Source organism: Acinetobacter sp. Marseille-Q1623 (assembly GCF_902809895.1).
GTDB lineage: Bacteria > Pseudomonadota > Gammaproteobacteria > Pseudomonadales > Moraxellaceae > Acinetobacter > Acinetobacter piscicola_A.
Window position 1 is genome coordinate 2213918 of record NZ_CADDWG010000001.1, and the last position, 17204, is coordinate 2231121.

19 protein-coding genes and 1 tRNA gene are annotated in these 17204 nt (G+C 37.0%); 11 read left to right on the plus strand and 9 right to left on the minus strand.

Going from position 1 to position 17204, the window contains the following annotated elements:
* The first annotated feature begins 2 nt into the window (after positions 1 to 2).
* Both HUV91_RS10505 and HUV91_RS10510 read left to right on the plus strand, forming a co-directional pair.
* Entirely contained in the window at positions 3 to 1112 is a 1110-nt protein-coding gene (locus HUV91_RS10505) for a mechanosensitive ion channel family protein (protein WP_174493351.1), read from the plus strand.
* Between the two features lie 5 nt (positions 1113 to 1117).
* Positions 1118 to 1408 carry an antibiotic biosynthesis monooxygenase family protein gene (locus tag HUV91_RS10510; RefSeq protein ID WP_174493352.1) on the plus strand — a complete coding sequence of 97 codons (291 nt, stop codon included), beginning with the start codon at positions 1118 to 1120 and terminating at the stop codon, positions 1406 to 1408.
* A gap of 36 nt (positions 1409 to 1444) precedes the next feature.
* Here HUV91_RS10510 and HUV91_RS10515 read toward each other — a convergent pair whose 3' ends face one another.
* Positions 1445 to 2329: an energy transducer TonB gene (locus HUV91_RS10515; RefSeq protein WP_174493353.1), complete on the minus strand. Its 885-nt coding sequence runs from the start codon at positions 2327 to 2329 to the stop codon at positions 1445 to 1447.
* A 219-nt stretch (positions 2330 to 2548) separates the two neighbouring features.
* On the opposite strand from HUV91_RS10515, the gene HUV91_RS10520 reads away from it, so the two are divergent.
* The 6 genes from HUV91_RS10520 (at position 2549) to HUV91_RS10545 (ending at position 6782) form a co-directional block, all read left to right on the plus strand.
* Entirely contained in the window at positions 2549 to 3229 is a 681-nt protein-coding gene (locus HUV91_RS10520) for a hypothetical protein (RefSeq protein ID WP_174493354.1), read from the plus strand.
* Positions 3230 to 3376: 147 nt separating this feature from the next.
* On the plus strand, positions 3377 to 4081 hold the full coding sequence (locus HUV91_RS10525; protein WP_130074385.1) for a DUF3108 domain-containing protein: 705 nt from the start codon (positions 3377 to 3379) through the stop codon (positions 4079 to 4081).
* Between the two features lie 102 nt (positions 4082 to 4183).
* Positions 4184 to 4759: a xanthine phosphoribosyltransferase gene (locus tag HUV91_RS10530; protein WP_174493355.1), complete on the plus strand. Its 576-nt coding sequence runs from the start codon at positions 4184 to 4186 to the stop codon at positions 4757 to 4759.
* A 135-nt stretch (positions 4760 to 4894) separates the two neighbouring features.
* Positions 4895 to 5770: an acyl-CoA thioesterase gene (locus HUV91_RS10535; RefSeq protein WP_174493356.1), complete on the plus strand. Its 876-nt coding sequence runs from the start codon at positions 4895 to 4897 to the stop codon at positions 5768 to 5770.
* 2 nt (positions 5771 to 5772) lie between these two features.
* A complete protein-coding gene (locus HUV91_RS10540) occupies positions 5773 to 6216 on the plus strand; it encodes a hypothetical protein (RefSeq protein WP_174493357.1) in 444 nt (147 codons plus the stop codon).
* Between the two features lie 170 nt (positions 6217 to 6386).
* On the plus strand, positions 6387 to 6782 hold the full coding sequence (locus HUV91_RS10545; RefSeq protein ID WP_174493358.1) for a hypothetical protein: 396 nt from the start codon (positions 6387 to 6389) through the stop codon (positions 6780 to 6782).
* A gap of 335 nt (positions 6783 to 7117) precedes the next feature.
* Here the strand turns inward: HUV91_RS10545 and wrbA are convergent, their stop codons facing one another.
* Positions 7118 to 7711 (minus strand): NAD(P)H:quinone oxidoreductase, encoded by a 594-nt coding sequence (gene wrbA / locus HUV91_RS10550; RefSeq protein ID WP_130074380.1) that lies wholly within the window; start codon positions 7709 to 7711, stop codon positions 7118 to 7120.
* 113 nt (positions 7712 to 7824) lie between these two features.
* Here wrbA and HUV91_RS10555 point away from each other — a divergent pair, with 113 nt between their 5' ends.
* Positions 7825 to 9069 (plus strand): YihY family inner membrane protein, encoded by a 1245-nt coding sequence (locus HUV91_RS10555; protein WP_130074379.1) that lies wholly within the window; start codon positions 7825 to 7827, stop codon positions 9067 to 9069.
* A 284-nt stretch (positions 9070 to 9353) separates the two neighbouring features.
* Here the strand turns inward: HUV91_RS10555 and HUV91_RS10560 are convergent, their stop codons facing one another.
* From HUV91_RS10560 to HUV91_RS10570, 3 genes are all read right to left on the minus strand, one after another.
* Positions 9354 to 10715, minus strand: coding sequence for an NAD(P)-binding domain-containing protein (locus HUV91_RS10560; protein ID WP_130074378.1), 1362 nt, complete (start codon positions 10713 to 10715; stop codon positions 9354 to 9356).
* 457 nt (positions 10716 to 11172) lie between these two features.
* Positions 11173 to 11811, minus strand: coding sequence for a fumarylacetoacetate hydrolase family protein (locus HUV91_RS10565; RefSeq protein WP_130074377.1), 639 nt, complete (start codon positions 11809 to 11811; stop codon positions 11173 to 11175).
* Positions 11812 to 11849: 38 nt separating this feature from the next.
* A complete protein-coding gene (locus HUV91_RS10570) occupies positions 11850 to 12350 on the minus strand; it encodes a YcxB family protein (protein WP_130074376.1) in 501 nt (166 codons plus the stop codon).
* A 174-nt stretch (positions 12351 to 12524) separates the two neighbouring features.
* On the opposite strand from HUV91_RS10570, the gene HUV91_RS10575 reads away from it, so the two are divergent.
* Both HUV91_RS10575 and HUV91_RS10580 read left to right on the plus strand, forming a co-directional pair.
* The gene (locus HUV91_RS10575; RefSeq protein ID WP_174493359.1) at positions 12525 to 13829 is read left to right on the plus strand and encodes an SRPBCC family protein; all 1305 of its coding nucleotides are present in this window, start codon (positions 12525 to 12527) and stop codon (positions 13827 to 13829) included.
* Between the two features lie 12 nt (positions 13830 to 13841).
* Complete coding sequence (locus HUV91_RS10580) at positions 13842 to 14399, plus strand: hypothetical protein (protein WP_130074374.1); 558 nt, start codon at positions 13842 to 13844, stop codon at positions 14397 to 14399.
* A 72-nt stretch (positions 14400 to 14471) separates the two neighbouring features.
* Here HUV91_RS10580 and HUV91_RS10585 read toward each other — a convergent pair.
* From HUV91_RS10585 to HUV91_RS10600, 4 genes are all read right to left on the minus strand, one after another.
* A tRNA-Arg gene (locus HUV91_RS10585) sits at positions 14472 to 14548 on the minus strand.
* A 144-nt stretch (positions 14549 to 14692) separates the two neighbouring features.
* Complete coding sequence (locus tag HUV91_RS10590) at positions 14693 to 15556, minus strand: cysteine ABC transporter substrate-binding protein (protein WP_174493360.1); 864 nt, start codon at positions 15554 to 15556, stop codon at positions 14693 to 14695.
* Between the two features lie 26 nt (positions 15557 to 15582).
* Positions 15583 to 16428: a transporter substrate-binding domain-containing protein gene (locus HUV91_RS10595; protein ID WP_174493630.1), complete on the minus strand. Its 846-nt coding sequence runs from the start codon at positions 16426 to 16428 to the stop codon at positions 15583 to 15585.
* A gap of 44 nt (positions 16429 to 16472) precedes the next feature.
* Positions 16473 to 17204: an amino acid ABC transporter ATP-binding protein gene (locus tag HUV91_RS10600; protein ID WP_174493361.1), complete on the minus strand. Its 732-nt coding sequence runs from the start codon at positions 17202 to 17204 to the stop codon at positions 16473 to 16475.

Here is a 17204-nt window from a genome sequence, read left to right on the forward strand (position 1 = left end):
TCATGTTCGACCGCCTATTCAACGAGTTTTTAGATGCCCTCAAACGCAGTATCTATTTAAGTATGGGTGCGCCAGAGAATCACGATTTAGATTGGGATATCCTTGCAGCTTCAATATTGAGCAAGCTCTTTATTGTCGTCATCTTAATCGCATTTTTTTGGCTACTGAGTCGGGTTTTACGGCTTTTTGTTCGCTATATATCTAAAAAATTTAATACTAATCAAATCATTACAAATATCATCAACAATACGATTCACTTTTTTTGGTTACTTGCCTCAGTCATTACGATTCTTTCGCAATTTGGTTTATCTGAAAAATATTTACAAGCTGTTTCACGCGCTGCGATTGTTTCTTTGATCTTTTATATGATTTGGATGCTATTTACCAAACTCACTATGCGTTTCTTAGATCGTTTTTATATTGATGATTCGTTAAAACAACTGTTACGTAACATTATTTCTGTGCTCCTCGTCATTTTTGGCATCGCAGCCATCATGGCACAGTTTGGCTTTAATATTATTTCGATTATGGCAGGTCTTGGGATTGTCGGGATTGCAGTGAGTTTCGCCGCTCAGTCCACATTGTCTAATTTTATTGCGGGTATTACAATTTTAATAGAACGCCCTTTTCATATTGGCGACTGGGTGCGTATTAATAAATTTGAAGGAAAAATTACGCAAATTTTACTCAGAACGACCCATATTCGTAACCGTGATAATTTATTGATTATTATTCCAAACTCAACCGTTGCCAATGCCGAGGTCACCAATTTAACTGCGCATGAAAGAATGCGTTTTGAAAGTTATTGCCGTATTTCACTGCATGAAGATATTGAAAAAGCACGTCAAGCTATTTTAATGCGTTTAGACCAAGAAGATGAATATTTAAAAACCCCTGCACCGAGTGTTGATGTGCGTGAATTTGCAGAATCAGGGATCGTGCTGATTGTGCGTTATTGGCTCGAACCCTATCAAATGGAGCGCTTACCTCGTATTCAAGAAAAGTTACTAGAACACGTCAAAGAAGCCCTGCAAGATGCCAAAATTGAAGTACCCTATCCACATCTGCAATTACTGCCTCAACCTTTTTCAAAGCAAAATAAACACGAGTAAAATACATGAAATTTGTTGTGATTTTTAAAGCTAGAATCAAAGAATTAGATGAAGAATATTTTAATACTGCAAATTTACTTCGAGAAAAAGCTTTAACTCAATTTAATTGTCAAAAATTTGAAGCACTGTCTGAAAATAATCTTGAAATCGCTTTATCTTATTGGAATTCACTTGAGGATATTCATTTATGGCAACAAGATGCAGAACATCAAGTTGCACAAAATCAAGGTAAAATAAAATGGTATACACACTTTAGTGTAGAAGTTTGTGAGATCCAACGAACTTATACATCATGAGAAAATCAATCATATTAATCTTTATTTTTCACTACCTTAATGTACTTCAAACTCAGATTCAGCAGGATCAAAACGCCAAGTTCGTATAATTCTCAGCTCAGAAATATCTTTCATACTGGCATCAAAATTTCCAAACGGCGCACCTTTACGCACTGAGTTTTTTGCAGCTTCATCTAAAATTGGATGCCCTGAACTTTCAATCAAACGAATCGCACGAATCCCGCCTGAAGCATTCAAGATCACCATTAAACGAACTTCACCCGATAAGCGTTGTTGTTTTGCCTCATCAGGATAATAACGGTTACCGTACAACTCCACTTTAGTCCGAAATTTTTCCAAATAAGCTGCTGAAGCGTCTTTTTTCGCTTGAATACCATCCACAGTTTTAATTTTTTGCTGTTTACTAAAATTTTGCTGTTTTTGTAAATATTGTGCTTCTAAACTCGCCACCATGGCTGCTTTGGCTTGAAATTGACTTTGCAGCTCATCCATGGCTTTTTTACGTTCATTTTGTTCTGCTTGTTTCTGCCAACTGAGCACAGTCATCAACACTTTTTCTTCAAACTTTAATTCACGCTTTTGCTGTACTTTTTCCAACGCTTCTAACTCTTGCTCACCAACGCTTAGATCTTTTGTCTGTGCGGGCATATCACTCGACATACGGTGCTTTTCACGAAATACACCAGAGCCTTGTTGGTCTTCTTGCGCTAAAAAGTCTGCATCTTTGACTTCATCTGCACTTGGGCGCAAGGTCACAGCAATGTCTTTGCTATGATGTAAATCATGTTCTTTGGGCTCAGCAAACTGTAATGAAATAAAAACCAGATGCAGTGCAATCGCCACTACGACAGCACTTAAGAAGATATTGTCTTCCCACCAAGGTAAAAAAGCCTTAGATGAAATCTTCATTTTTTTAAACATGACAATTGACCGCCATTCCCCAACTGAATCAAAAATAAAACTATTTTAGCATTACACTTTTAATACTTTTCAGTGCTGCTTTTAATAGAAAATATATCATTAGAATAAAACGTTAAAATGGTGCATCTAAATTTGCTAAACTGCAAGAATAAAGCTTGGAAATTTTAAACAAATCGACAAGATACACCGAATAAAATGAAGCTGATTTGGAACTCACTTATGCCGTCGCTACTTTCTAAGATTGCTCAACGTATTCAACGTATTTACCAAAAAGCTGGGGATTTTATTGAAGAAGAACGTGAGTTCCCTATATCACAGGTTTTTCTCAATGCTACTTTTCAACGTTTTGTCACTGACAATGTTGAAATTTTAGAAGACTTACATGCTGACTTACATAATGATTGGCTACGTTTATATGCAACATTGAATGTTAAAGGCATGCATCTAGTCTTAGGCGTAGATCTTAAACTCATTCAAATGGAATTTAACAAAGACATGCAACTCATCGTCTTTGAACAAATTAGCAATACCGAAGTCATTGAAGCAACTTATCCCAATTTTTTCTATAAGCTTGGGGTTAATGCTGCATTATTTTTCTATCAAAAAATTCTAAAAAAAGACCCTTTGGGCATGATTTTAGAAAAATTTAATGTATTGACTGTCAAAGATGAACTTTTGCATTTAGACCTTAATCGTTGGCTTGGTGACAAACGCTCAATTATGGATACCCTAAACAAAGTCCATATTAATCATGCTGAACTGAGAGAAACTGAACTTGTGGTCATTGGCAATGTCAATCTCATGGCACTATTTAACAAAGTAGGGAGTAATGACTGGGATGACGACTCCGCCGAGGATGATTTTATTGAAACGGATGTCACACCAATTCAACAAAAATAGCTTAAGCCCATGTTTAAAATGAAAACTTTGAAATAGATGTATGCAAAATAAATACACAAATTCACATATTTTGCTTAAATTCTAAGTTTTTCTCCTTAATTCAGTCGCATAATAGCTATATCGCGTCAATTGCATAGGATATTCCTTATGGCAACACAATTAATGAAAAAAATGAGTCTTACCACAGGGCTTGTTGCAGCTATATGCTTCACAGGTTTTTCAAGCCATGCTCTTGCCATGAGTCCATTCCAAGCCACTTACCAATTTTCCTATAATGGTAAAAATATGGGTTCGGCTACCCGCACCTTGAGCAAAAATGGTAACAATTGGAGTTATGTATTTGCAGCGAAAGCAGCAGCCATTGCCTCTGCCACAGAAACCAGTAATTTTTCTTTAAACAATGGTCAAATCCAATCCAATAACTTCAGTCGTACCAGTAAAATTTTGGTTCATAATGACACTATGACCATCAAGTTTAATCCAAGTACCAAAACTATTAACACCAATAAAAGTAATAAAGCCCGTTCTTTTGCTTGGAAAGCAGGTGCATTGGATGAGTTAAATGCTGAGTTACAAGTTCGTGAAGACTTAAAAGGTTCAGGCTTAAAATCAAGCTACCTCATTGCAGATGCCAAAGGTTTAGACACACGTCATTTTGTCAAACAAGGTAATGAGTCTGTCAAAACCAGCTATGGGACCTTCGATACTATTAAAGTCGTACTCACTCATGATAACAAAACCAAACAATCGATTTTTTGGTTAGCACCGAAGTTGGATTACTTACCTGTAAAAATGTCACACCAAGATGGTAAGACATCTTATAATCTTTCTCTGACAGGCTATAAAAAATAAGCTATTTTCCACTTTTCGTGAAATTGAGCTTGCTTTTTTCTTGGTGCTTTTTAAAATACGCCTTTGCTTGAAAAAGCACCTTGCCCTTAGAGGATTCTTCCCGTGTACGCACTAGAACAGAAAATCTTGGCTGAAGGTATCGTTCTATCTGATCAGGTTCTGAAAGTCGATTCTTTTTTAAACCATCAAATTGATCCTGTTATGATGCAGCAAATTGGTCAGGAATTTGCTCGTCTATTTAAAGATGCAGGTATTACCAAAATTATTACGATTGAAGCTTCAGGTATCGCGCCAGCAGTAATGGCCGGACTTGAGCTTGGTGTTCCCGTGATTTTTGCACGTAAATACCAATCTTTAACGTTAAAAGATGACCTATATCGTTCTAAAGTTTTCTCATTTACTAAACAAGTTGAAAGCACCATTGCGATCTCAAAAAAGCATATCAGTGCAGGTGATAAAGCCCTTGTTATTGATGACTTTTTAGCAAATGGTCAAGCTGCTTTAGGACTTGCTGATCTTATCCATCAAGCGAATGCTGAAGTTGTCGGTATTGGCATCGTGATTGAAAAATCATTCCAACCAGGTCGCCAACTACTTCTTGATAAAGGTTACCGTGTTGAGTCTTTGGCACGTGTTGAATCTTTAGCAAACGGTACAGTTACTTTCGTTCAAGAATAACTGTAACTGTTTAAAATTGGGCGCTTTAGGCGCTCTTTTTTATTTCTGATCGAAAGGATAAATACTTTATTCATTCATTTCTTAAGTTGACTCGACTATATTATTTACAAATACAAAAATTAGGTCATCACCAGAATGGATTCACTCACACAGCAACTGACGCATTTATTAAATGTGCAACAAATTGACCAATATCTTTTCCAAGGTCAAACCAATCAACTTTTTGGTTCACATTTATTCGGCGGACAAATTTTAGCACAAGCTTTGATTGCTGCCTCTAAAACTACAGACCGCCCTGCACACTCACTCCATGCTTATTTTATTCGTAGTGGTCGCACCGATTTACCGATTTTATTTAAAGTTGAAAATTTACGAGATGGTTCAAGCTTTTCAGCACGACAAGTTCACGCATTACAAGATGGTAAAGTCATATTTTCAGCAATGCTGTCTTTTGCGCAACCAGAACAAGGGTTAGAGTTTCAAATTTCAGCACCTGACTATCCTCACCCTGACACACTCATCCCTGAACAAGAGCATAAAATGATGATTGTGAATGATATTCCTGAAAGTCGCCGTGCCATTGTGATGCAACAATTTAACTTATTAATCCACCCTGTTGAATTTGCGAATCCATTTCACCCCATCAAAGCAGATACAAAATATGCTGAATACTTTAGAAGTTTTGATAAAATTGAAGGTGAATTAGATACTATTGCAATGCATCAAGCCATTGCAGCTTATTATTCAGATTATAATTTACTCACCACATCTTTACGTCCGCATGGTGTAAGTTACGCCAACGGCGGTGTGCGCAGTGCTAGTTTAGATCATACCATACATTTTCATCATCATTTTCGGGTCGATGAATGGATGCTATATGACATGTATGCCACGCGCTCTAGCCAAGCACGCGGTTTAAATTTTGGTGAAATGTGGCAAAATGACCGTTTGGTATGTAGCGTTAGTCAAGAAAGTTTGATGCGTCAACGTACGCTTAGATCAAATCAGTAAAAATGATGAAAACCAAAATTATTCTTATGTCGGTGCTCTTATTGGCATGTACTGGGTTGATTGTATATTTCTTTACCCCAACCAAAACGATTTATTTACATCCTGAAGCAATGGGAACTTTGTATGATCAGCATACTGGACACCCTTTAGCGTATAAGACGGGAGATATTGGTTATTACATGGCTGCGGATCATCGCTTCGAAAAAACCTTATCTGCTCAAGGCGCTTTTCAACTGCCTGCTTTTGAAATTCATTATAAATTTTTTAGACCCAATATGCGTAAGTTAAAAGGTCCTTTACAAATTTATATCGCCTTTGAAGGCTATGAAGGGAAAATTTATGATTATTCAGAAGTGTACTGGCAGCAAGTCCCTGATGAAAAAAATTCACCGCATATTTTCAATAAAATCAATGTCGGAAAAATTTATTTAAACCCTAAAAAATAATCAAAAATTTCTTTGTATTTGTTACATGAATGATAAAAATCAAGTGTTTGAATGAGTTACAATTTAGATGTCATAAGATTGAAATCATGACTTCAATTCAATCTAATAATGAATAGCATCAACAGAATAGACAAAGGCAAATGGACTTTATCCGAAATGAGTACTGATCAATGACTGATGAAATGGTTGTAATCTGCCCTAAATGTGGTTCAAGTGAAATCGAAACACGTAATCATGAACAACTACTGCAAAAAGCAGGTGGCGTACTGCTTAGCTCAGCGGGCGCAGCAGCAGGAACTGTCGGCGGGGCTGCTTCAGGTGCATCGATTGGCGCTGCGATTGGAACTGTTGCAGGACCATTAGGCGTGATTATGGGAGGCACGATTGGGACGTTTGTCGGTGCAATCAGTGTCGGAATCACAGGTGGATTTTTAGGACATCGCTTTGGTAAGAAAGCGGGGGTGATGGTCGACCAGAATATTTATTTAGATTATGTATGTAAAAAATGTAAGCATCGTTTTAATATGACGACCAATACAAATGCAAATCAAAAACAACTCAAATAGAGCCCCATTCAGAAAAATACTTTGTGCATTACAAGATTCAATTTTAGAAAGTGAAAGTCACTCACTTTCTAATTTCATCCAAAATGAAATGAAATTACTTTGATCGCTCTGCCTTCTATTGAATCATCGAATGAATAGCATTGATCAAAAAACCATTAAAAGGTCTTAGGATCAATTTTCATATCATTAAAATTGGGTATTTTTAATCATTTTCCGATTTTCTAAATCAGCATTTTGAACATATTTTTTTGTTTTAATTCGTATTCAATACATAAAATAATGGCTCTCTAATCAACTCATATAAATACTGTAGACCAGAGAACCTTGCACACATATTAAAGTGCCATTTTTTTCACCACTTCACCCAAGCGTTTGCCTTGTGCTTCACATAAAACTTTTTCATCTTGGCTTAAACTTAAATCATGACGTGGACCACTCACATGAGTTGCACCATACGGCGTCCCCCCTGTTTTTGTATTCGACAATGCAGGCTCTGCATTGGTTAGACCCATGATCATCATGCCATGATGGAACAATGGAGGCAGCATCGTTAACAGTGTACTTTCCTGACCACCATGCATTGAACCCGAAGAAGTAAAGACACACGCAGGTTTATTATGTAAAGCACCATTGAGCCAAAGACTTGTGGTCTGATCCCAAAAATATTTCATTTCAGATGCCATATTGCCAAAACGTGTTGGTGAACCTAAGGCTAAACCTGCACAATTTTGTAAATCATCCAAAGTACAATAAATATCACCTTCTTCTGGAATACTGGCTTGCGCTTCTGTCACCACGGTTGATAAATTGGGTACGGTACGTATTTTTACAGCAACCCCTGCTGCTTCAATACCATTGGCAATTAAATGTGCCATTTCTTTGGTTGCACCATATTTACTGTAATACAGAACTAAAACATACATTTGCATAATTTTTTAAAGATGTAAAAAAGAAAACTATACGGTATTTTTCTGTATTTTTGGTTAAGCTGTAACAGTAAATCTAGATAAACATGATGAAAATAAATTGAGATACACAAAATATGATGAATTTACTGAAAAAGCTCCCCTTTTATGACAAAACTTGGTTTCAGTTTATTCTGTTTGTGATTCGTCGTTTTGAAGCGGATCGTTGTCGTGATCAAGCAGGCTCTTTAACCTATACCACGTTATTTGCTGTTGTCCCGATGTTGACGGTTTTTCTAGTGATTATCTCCTCGATTAAAGCACTTGAACCCGCTCGACAGCAGTTGCAACAAATGATTTATAGTAATTTTTTGCCAAAAACCAGTATTGCTTTTGACAAAGCCTTTAACGTTTTTACGCAAAACTCGAGCAACTTAACCGTAATCGGGATACTGTTCCTCTTCATCACCACCGTGATGATGCTAACCAGTATTGAATCAGTCTTTAATCGTATTTGGCGTGTCCAAGAAACCCGCAATGGTATAGTCGGCTTTATGCGCTATTGGACGATTATTTCTTTAGGACCAATTTTGCTCGGCAGTGCATTTGTGATTTCATCAACTCTTGCATCAATGAATGTACTCAGTAACAACTTTGCAGGTTACCAAGTGGATGGCACAGCATTATTATGGATTATCTCTTTTGCCTTAACGGTGCTCGGCTTTTTCATTTTATATTGGACTATTCCAAACCGTAGTGTACCCGTAAAAGCTGCAGCAATTTCAGGTCTATTTAGTGCCATTGTTTTTGAATTACTGAAAAATTTGTTTGGTTTCATTATGACCAACTTTACCAGTTATACCATTGTTTATGGTGCATTTGCGGCAGTACCTATTTTCCTATTATGGATTTTTATGTCATGGAATATTGTATTACTAGGAGTTGAAATCAGTTATGCACTTACTGCATTTCATACAGGTAAAATCCAAACTCGTCATCCTATTTTAATGTTATTAGACGTTTTAGAGTTATTTTATCAGAAGCAAAAAAGTGGCAAAGCTGTGAGTGATGCAGAAGTGCTAAAAATTTTGGGCCGTGGTGAAATTGGGCGTTGGCCTGCTTATGTCAGCATGCTAGAAAAACAAAATTTAGTGACACGGACAGACAATAACGAATATGTATTGGCACGTAATTTAGACACTATTGATTTTTGGACATTTTATACTGCCTTACCTTATCCACTACCACGCCGTCAGGACGTTGGAAATATTCACCCTGATGATGTTTGGATGCAACGTATTGGTCCTGCCTTGATTGAGTCGGATGAATACTTGGCTGCGAAATTGTCAATTCCACTTTCAACAATTTTAGAGAATAAATAGCAAAATCAAATCTCTTCTGAGATGATCCATTGTTTTAAGCTCAATGGATCTACTCGTTCCACTTTAAGCGGTATTAGTTCTTGTTTTGTTAACCATTGTTAATGATCTATACGGTGAAAAGAGGCAGCATCTAAATGATATAAATAACCATAAGTGCGACCTTGTAAACTGACCACTAAAATTGCCAATAAAAAAGGGCTGTAAAACTACAGCCCTTTTCATCTTAAAATATTGACCCATATAATTTTTCAACTATGCATTGATATGAATCACATGCTGAAAAATTATATGGCTTGCTGCTCTCGATTTTCACTCTCAAGATAAGCCTCCAAAGAGTCATCTAAAGCATATAACCACGGTGTATGATGCGGTTTCGACATTTTACCCGTCATGACAGAACGATAAGTTTTATCTCTAAAGTTCATAATGCCTTCTTTTTTATGCTTTTTCCATTGCATAAAAATATCATTTACGGCATCAATGTCAAAACTAGGATAATCGGTGGCTGCTATCAATTGTTTGATATATTCGCCTTGGAATTTCACCATTTGCTCAGGCGTTTTTAACTTACTTTCACGTGCCATCCACATTTGAGAGTGTGCTTGCATGTCAGCCGATGGAGGTAATTCAATTTTCCCCATGATAATGTCACGCACATACCAAGCTTGTGCATCGAACATATTAAAGGTATACCACTGGTCTTGCATACCCAAATAGAATAGTTTTGGATTATTTTCCCAAACCACGCCTTGATATAAAGATTGTGGATACAAGCAATTGTGCGTTTTGAGTCGTAAATCTTCCGCCATATAAGGAAAATGGTGCAAATAACCCGTACACAGGATAATCGCATCAATTTTGGCAGAACTTCCATCACCAAAATAGGCTGTATTTTCATCTACTTTTAGCAGATGCTGCTTTTCAGACCAGTTTTTTGGCCATTTATAGCCCATCGGTTGACTACGATAACAACTATAAATTTGCTTTGCACCATATTTATAACATTGTGAACCAACATCTTCGGCAGAATAGCTACTTCCAACAAGCAGCACGGTTTTACCTTTAAATTCAACAGCATCACGAAAATCATGTGCATGTAGAATTCGACCATTGAATTGATCAAAACCTTCATATTCAGGAACTTTAGGTGTAGAAAAATGTCCTGAAGCAACTACCACATAGTCAAACTGTTCCGAATACACTCGATCTTGTGTGTGGTCACATACGTGAACTGTAAATTTTTCCGTTACTTGATCATATTCAACATGACGTACTGCTGTATTAAAGCGAACCTGATTTTTCACACCAGCCTTTTCAACACGTCCTTTGATGTAATCCCAAAGTACCGCACGTGGAGGATATGAAGCGATTGGCTTTTTAAAATGTTCATCAAACGTATAGTCTGCGAACTCCAATGCTTCTTTTGGTCCATTAGACCATAAATAACGATACATACTTCCGTGTACCGCTTCGCCATGTTGATCTACACCTGTACGCCAAGTGTAATTCCATAGTCCGCCCCAATCGTTTTGTTTTTCGAAACATACAATTTCTGGAACTTGTAGACCTTTGGACTTTGCTGATTGAAATGCTCTTAATTGAGCCATGCCACTAGGACCTGCTCCGATAATTGCAATTCGGGTCATTGCTATCTCCATTAGTTTTGAGTTCTTTGAAAAAGCTCCTAAAATGATGAGTTTAGCTAGCATTCAGATGCTACAGGCATCATTTTTATGATAAAAAATAAGAACAAATAGAATCTGAATTTCAAGATCAACATCATCTTTTAAATTAGGATGCAGAGACAAATGAATATGAGTTCTTAGAGAAAAGTACATTGTTTATCCAACAAGATATCTCTAAATAAGAATAAAACTCATACAAAGAATAGACACCATATCACAAAAATAGATTTTATTTACCGATATCCATCAATTTAATGAATAATAATTTGTTACAACAGTTTCTAAATATTTCAAATAGTTATTTTTAACAATCGTAAAAAAGCAGATCAAATTATACTTAATCTGCTTTTCATCCATCGAATCTGTACTGAATCAAAACAACATTAAATTCAGATGTAATTCCAAGTTCATGAATGAATTACTTCACAAAGCTTTTCCAAACAAAATCTTGATTTTGACCATTCAATGTCATCGTCAGTTGATCACCTGAAGCCAATGCACCCACACCAGCCGGTGTACCAGTCATCACTACATCACCTGGCTCTAAACTGAAAACTTGGCTTATATCTGCAAGCAAATAACCGATGTCGAAAATTAATAACGACGTATCCCCCTTTTGACGGACTTGCTCATTCACGGCAAATTCGAAAGTAATTGCATCCCAAGCTTTGACTTCATCGACACTGACCCAATCGGCAAGTACGCATGAACCATCAAATGCTTTCGCACGTTCCCAAGGTTGACCTTTTTTCTTTAAGTCATCTTGCATATCACGCAAAGTTAAATCTAGACCAAGCGTGATAGCACCAATAGCTTCTAAGGCTTTCTCAGGATTGGTTTCACCCTTTAATGGCTTGTCTATACGTAAAGTTACTTCACATTCATGGTGCAAACTGCCCCAATTTTCATTCCAAGAAATACCTTCTTGTAAAGAAATCAAACTACTGGGTGGCTTAATAAATAAAACAGGACGATCTGGTGTTGCATTACCTAATTCTGCAATATGCGCTGCATAGCTACGACCGACACAGACAATTTTCGATGGACGTGTACTCATAATCTTCCCTTTTTCATATTAGTTTTGTTCGTATTAGGTTATTTTTTAAACGTATTAGCAAATCGTGTTTGATCAGCTGAGTCTGCAAAAGCACGTTTCGGTACAATAATCACAGTACGATTTTTCAACTCAATCATATAAGTTAATTTGCCTTCCAAAAAATGTTGTACATCACTATATTGGAAAGGTTTTTTAGGACGACCACTAGAAAAAATTTCTGCATGATCTTGAAATAATTCAATTCCTTGCTCACTTTTACCAAATTGGTATTTAATAAACTGGCGTTTAAACATCATGGGTAAAAACCAATAACGCATCAAGCCTTGCAGTAGCAAAAAGAATAGACCTAAAAAAACATAGTAACGTCCAACTGTTGCCATGCCCAAATACACGCCATATCCTATAATTGCAATGCTGACCAAAGGCGTTAAAAAACGTGAAATTTGCTTTTTGCCTAAGGTTGCAAGCTTAAAACCGTCCTGTGATTCTTCTAGATTAAGATAATAACGTGCAGATAATGCAGGCTGAGTGTCTGACATAGTGCTTCAATACAAAATTTAACGATACCAAGATATTACACCAGAAATGACATTTAGCACTGCGTTTTCATGTTAATTTACATGCTTAATTTTAAAGTTTAGGTCAATTCAAAAAAGATCATTTTCATGTAAAAGATAAATCTAAAAATGCAGTACAAAAATAAGGATGCAAGGATGAAAATTATTCAAAAAACCCTATGTACATTACTTTGTGTAAGTGCAAGTTCGTTCAGTTTTGCCCAACTTGTGACATGGAGCGACAACATTCCGAGCAGTCTAAAACCTTTTCAAAATAGTGCACAGCAACTTGCGAGTTATGTACAGGATGATATTTTTATCTATCCTCAAGCAGCAACCAAAACAAGTTTACCCACATTAAAAGCCAACCCGAACCCAACTGCACGCTTCACCTCTGCGGCTATTATTGTGCCTGTTAGTAGCCAAGAGGTAGCAAAAACTTTAAGCAATTACACTCAATATGTCGGCTTATTTCCAACCTTAAAAACAGCAAAGTTGCTTGAACAAAAAGGCAATGTCAGCAAAATGCAATATCGCGTATCAATTCCGACACCCATTCCTGTACTAAATTTTAACGAAGATATCGTGATGCAACATCAAGTCTCTAGCAACAGTATTTCCACAATTGTCATTGATGCACCACTCCCCTATGCAGTTGGCAAATTAGAATGGTTTAGCTTAGGGGATAAAAAAACCCTTGTGACACTGACCCAATGGGGTGACACAAATCAACCTAAAGGATTCTTATTTAAACAAATTTTAAATGCAATTCCTGAAGCCAAACTTGGGATTCCAACAGGTACAGGTGCTTTTGTTCTAGAGTCATTACGACAACGCTTTGGAACAAAAAATGTCATTGCACTGAATGCTGGACAATTACCTGAACCTAAACTGAGTGCTGCTCAACTACAGAAAATTGATGCTTTAAGTGAAAATACAGGACAACCCGTGAGCATTGTGAACATGCCGACAACCGTACCTTATACGCATGGACGGGAGATGTTACGCTTTACCACTACCTATCAATCCTTTAAAGAAACACCGCAACAATTACAAAAATGGCTACAACCCACTTCTTATCAAAGTGTTTTTCCGCGTCAAATCAAGAAAATCACCACATCATCCCTCACAGCACAAGGGCAAGATACCGATTTTAAAGTCAGTATCGGTCTCGGCGTAGTTAGCATTCCCTTTGACTTTAAAATGCATTTTAATTTTCCAAAAAGCAATGAAAATAACTTTTTCGCCAATGGCGGTGATTTACGTTATCTCAAAGGGCAAGTCCAACTCAATCCGCAAGATACAGGTACATTTATGCGTGTAACGACAGCCGTCAAAGTCGATGAAAAAGCACCTTTCTTACTCAGAGCTGCACGTAGTTTGCCATATCATGATATGTTACCTGCCGTAGGTGGAAATGCTGTATTTACTCAAAAAATTAGAGCGCAAAGCAAATCATAGGACAAAATAAACATGTTACAGGGACGCAGTCGATATTTAGTCAGCACATTCGCATTGTTATTGATTGGATGTGAAAAAATGCCTGAATATCAAGTCCCTATTACCCTTGAACCGCAATATACTTTTGTTGCACCTCAACACATACCTGAATTAGATCGGCATGGTTATCTATTATTTAATACCACCGCCTTCAGTCAGAAACCATTACATAAAATTTATGATGAATATCGCTTTCATTATGCCCACTTTAAATGCCCAATTAACGACAAATTTGAAGTGAGTGGCTCTATTGCTGCAGATGAACTGGAAGACAATCCGATCATTTATGAAAATCATCATTTTAAATATGATGTTTTATTTACGATCTGCCCTGAAAATGACGCATCCAAATTAGAATGTATCTATGACTTTAAACAATTAAAAGCCTTGCCTAAAGAACTTTCTTGTCGTGTCATTTTTGGACGAATGTTTGGGCGTAGTGCTGTAATTTCAGAAAATATTAAAATGGATATTTCACAGCTTGAACATGCAAAAGTGTATGAACCACCTCAGCTTAAAGAAAATCAATAATATATTTTTTAGACACAAAAAAACCGCAATTAAGCGGTTTATTGTCAATTTAACATCTGTCGATGATCAAGTTGGTGCGCTCAGAGAGATTCGAACTCCCGACCCCTTAGTTCGTAGCCAAGTGCTCTATCCAGCTGAGCTATGAGCGCGACGTCTTGATGGGACGCATTATACGCCTTTTCACTTTATTGAAAAGACTTTTATATAACTTTTACAACTGAATGTATATGAATTAAACATTCGTACAATATATTGTTGATTATTCATTCAAAATAGATTGTATGCAATAACAATTATTCCACCAACAAATCTTTCGGATTGATTGTGTCACCATAAACAGGTTTTAAGGTTTTTTCATAGGCTTGTTGGATCACACCTTCTTTAGCTAATTTCTCTAAATCTTGATTCAACCAATCTAATAATTCCTTATCGCCCTTTTTCACTGCTGGTGCAATCAAATCATGCTGACCTAAACTGGTGATTCCCACGGTATAGTTAGGATTTTCTTTTGCCCAAGCCAAAACCAATAAATTATCATGAGCCAAAGCTGCACCACGACCATCTTTTAAAGCATCGAAAGTTTCCGTATTTTGCTCATATTTCTGCAATTTGATTTCAGGATGTGACTTGGTAAAGAATGAATCTGCTGTCGTGCCTTTATTGACCAATAAAGTTTGGTCTTTCAATTGTGCCACATCTGTAATCGGTTTGGCTTTTGGAGAAACAACGCCTAAAGATACTTTCAAATATGGCTTAGAGAAATCAACCACCTCCTGACGTTCTGGTGTGACTGTGAAATTGGCGAAAATAATATCCACCTTATCCGCCTTTAGATATTCAACACGATTAGCTGCCTCAGTTAAAACAAACTGAACCTTGTTTTCGTCACCCAATAAATCTTTCGCAACGTGCTTAGCAATTTCAACATCGAAGCCTTGATTTTTCCCTTGCGCATCCAAATAACCAAAAGGTGGCTTATCGCTAAATACTCCGATACGTATTACACCATTTTTCTTAATTTGCTCGATTGTTGAAACTGTTTTTTCTGTGTCTGTCGTCTTATCAGGTGAAGTAGAATTTTTATTACATGCGACTAAACCTAAACTCAATACAGAAGCGACCAAGAGTTGCATTACATTTTTTATGGCGATGTTCATTTTATTTTCCTCTTATTGATTCAAAATTATTTTGCTGTGACATCTAAAAAGACTTTTGCATCAACGCTTTCACCATAAATTGGCTTTAAGGTTTGGTCATAAATCTTCTGGATTTCACCATTTTTTTGTAGTGTCAAAATTTCTGTATTGAGCCAATTGAGCAGTTGGGTATTGCCCTTTTTCACCGCAGGTGCAATAAAGTCTTCATTGCCAATTTGTTGAATTCCTGCGGTAAATGTTGGATTTTCTGCTGCCCAAGCCAATGCATAGGTACTGTCTTGAGAAATCGCATCACCACGCCCATCCTTCAAAGCATTAAAAGCATCGGTATTTTGTTCAAATTTCAACAAATTGATTTTTGGATAATTTTTGGTGAAATAAATATCAGAGGTCGAACCTTTATTCACAATCAAAGTTTTAGCTTCAAGCTGTTTGATATCGGTAATGGCTTTGGCTTTTGGTGAAACGATACCTAAAGCTGCTTTTAAATAGGGCTGTGCAAAATCCACAACTTCCTTACGTTCAGGTGTGACAGAAAAACTGGCAAATACCGCATCTGCTTTACCCGATTTTAGAAACTCCACCCGATTCGCCGCCTCAGTCACCACAAATTCAATTTTTGACTCATCGCCTAATAAGTCTTTGGTGACTTTCTTAGCTAAAGCGACATCGAAGCCCTGTGGCTTACCTGCGCTGTCGACATAACCAAAAGGAGGGTTGTCAGCAAATACTGCGACACGAAACACACCATTCTTTTTCACTTGTTCTAAAGATTGATCTTCTGCAGATTGTTGCTTGGTCTGATGGTCTGTAGGTTTCTGACAGGCAGAGAGAGAACCAACAAGTAAAAGTGTACTTGTCCAAATACTCATCGTTTTTAAGTTTTTTAATACAGTCATTTTTTTCAACTCTAATTTTAGTAATTCAACATATTTAAAAATGCTTTAGCACGTTCAGTTTGCGGTTGTTCAAAGAACTGTTCAGGTGTGGCTTGTTCGATGATTTTGCCTTTGTCCATAAAAATAATCCGATCTGCAACTTTCCGAGCAAAGGACATTTCATGGGTGACAATCAACATGGTCATGCCATCATGAGCGAGTTTTAACACCACATCTAAAACTTCACGCACCATTTCAGGGTCTAATGCGGCGGTAATCTCATCCAAAAGAATTACTTGCGGTTGCATCACCAATGAACGAACAATCGCAATTCGTTGCTTTTGCCCACCTGAAAGTTGGCGTGGATAATCCAATTTACGATCATATAAGCCCACACGTTTTAGCAATTTATCCGCAACTTTTTCCGCTTCTGCACGATTCCTTTTTTGAACTTTCAAAGGGCCAAGTAAAATGTTATCAATCACATTCATATGCCCAAAAAGCTCATAATTTTGGAATACCATACCAATTTTTTGACGGACATCGACCCACGGTACATCCTGTCCAAGTACGCCCAAACCTTGCAACGTGATCGAGCCACTTTGGATTTTTTCTAAGCCATTTACACAGCGCAATAAGGTGCTTTTTCCACAGCCTGAAGGCCCAAGAATAACAACGACCTCACCCTGTTCTACGTCCAAATCAATCCCTTGTAAAATATGACTTTCTGCAAATGATTTCTGTAAATGTTGTATAGATAACAAAGCCAT

Excerpts from the sequence above, each read along its gene's own strand:
- HUV91_RS10545 (WP_174493358.1), top strand. The coding sequence starts at position 6,387 with ATGACTGATGAAATGGTTGTAATCTGCCCTAAATGTGGTTCAAGTGAA.
- HUV91_RS10565 (WP_130074377.1), bottom strand. The coding sequence starts at position 11,811 with ATGAGTACACGTCCATCGAAAATTGTCTGTGTCGGTCGTAGCTATGCA.
- HUV91_RS10595 (WP_174493630.1), bottom strand. The coding sequence starts at position 16,428 with ATGAGTATTTGGACAAGTACACTTTTACTTGTTGGTTCTCTCTCTGCC.
- HUV91_RS10560 (WP_130074378.1), bottom strand. The coding sequence starts at position 10,715 with ATGACCCGAATTGCAATTATCGGAGCAGGTCCTAGTGGCATGGCTCAA.
- HUV91_RS10515 (WP_174493353.1), bottom strand. The coding sequence starts at position 2,329 with ATGTTTAAAAAAATGAAGATTTCATCTAAGGCTTTTTTACCTTGGTGG.
- HUV91_RS10555 (WP_130074379.1), top strand. The coding sequence starts at position 7,825 with ATGATGAATTTACTGAAAAAGCTCCCCTTTTATGACAAAACTTGGTTT.
- wrbA (WP_130074380.1), bottom strand. The coding sequence starts at position 7,711 with ATGCAAATGTATGTTTTAGTTCTGTATTACAGTAAATATGGTGCAACC.
- HUV91_RS10535 (WP_174493356.1), top strand. The coding sequence starts at position 4,895 with ATGGATTCACTCACACAGCAACTGACGCATTTATTAAATGTGCAACAA.
- HUV91_RS10520 (WP_174493354.1), top strand. The coding sequence starts at position 2,549 with ATGCCGTCGCTACTTTCTAAGATTGCTCAACGTATTCAACGTATTTAC.
- HUV91_RS10505 (WP_174493351.1), top strand. The coding sequence starts at position 3 with ATGTTCGACCGCCTATTCAACGAGTTTTTAGATGCCCTCAAACGCAGT.
- HUV91_RS10525 (WP_130074385.1), top strand. The coding sequence starts at position 3,377 with ATGGCAACACAATTAATGAAAAAAATGAGTCTTACCACAGGGCTTGTT.
- HUV91_RS10590 (WP_174493360.1), bottom strand. The coding sequence starts at position 15,556 with ATGAACATCGCCATAAAAAATGTAATGCAACTCTTGGTCGCTTCTGTA.
- HUV91_RS10580 (WP_130074374.1), top strand. The coding sequence starts at position 13,842 with ATGTTACAGGGACGCAGTCGATATTTAGTCAGCACATTCGCATTGTTA.
- HUV91_RS10570 (WP_130074376.1), bottom strand. The coding sequence starts at position 12,350 with ATGTCAGACACTCAGCCTGCATTATCTGCACGTTATTATCTTAATCTA.
- HUV91_RS10540 (WP_174493357.1), top strand. The coding sequence starts at position 5,773 with ATGATGAAAACCAAAATTATTCTTATGTCGGTGCTCTTATTGGCATGT.
- HUV91_RS10510 (WP_174493352.1), top strand. The coding sequence starts at position 1,118 with ATGAAATTTGTTGTGATTTTTAAAGCTAGAATCAAAGAATTAGATGAA.
- HUV91_RS10575 (WP_174493359.1), top strand. The coding sequence starts at position 12,525 with ATGAAAATTATTCAAAAAACCCTATGTACATTACTTTGTGTAAGTGCA.
- HUV91_RS10600 (WP_174493361.1), bottom strand. The coding sequence starts at position 17,204 with ATGGCTTTGTTATCTATACAACATTTACAGAAATCATTTGCAGAAAGT.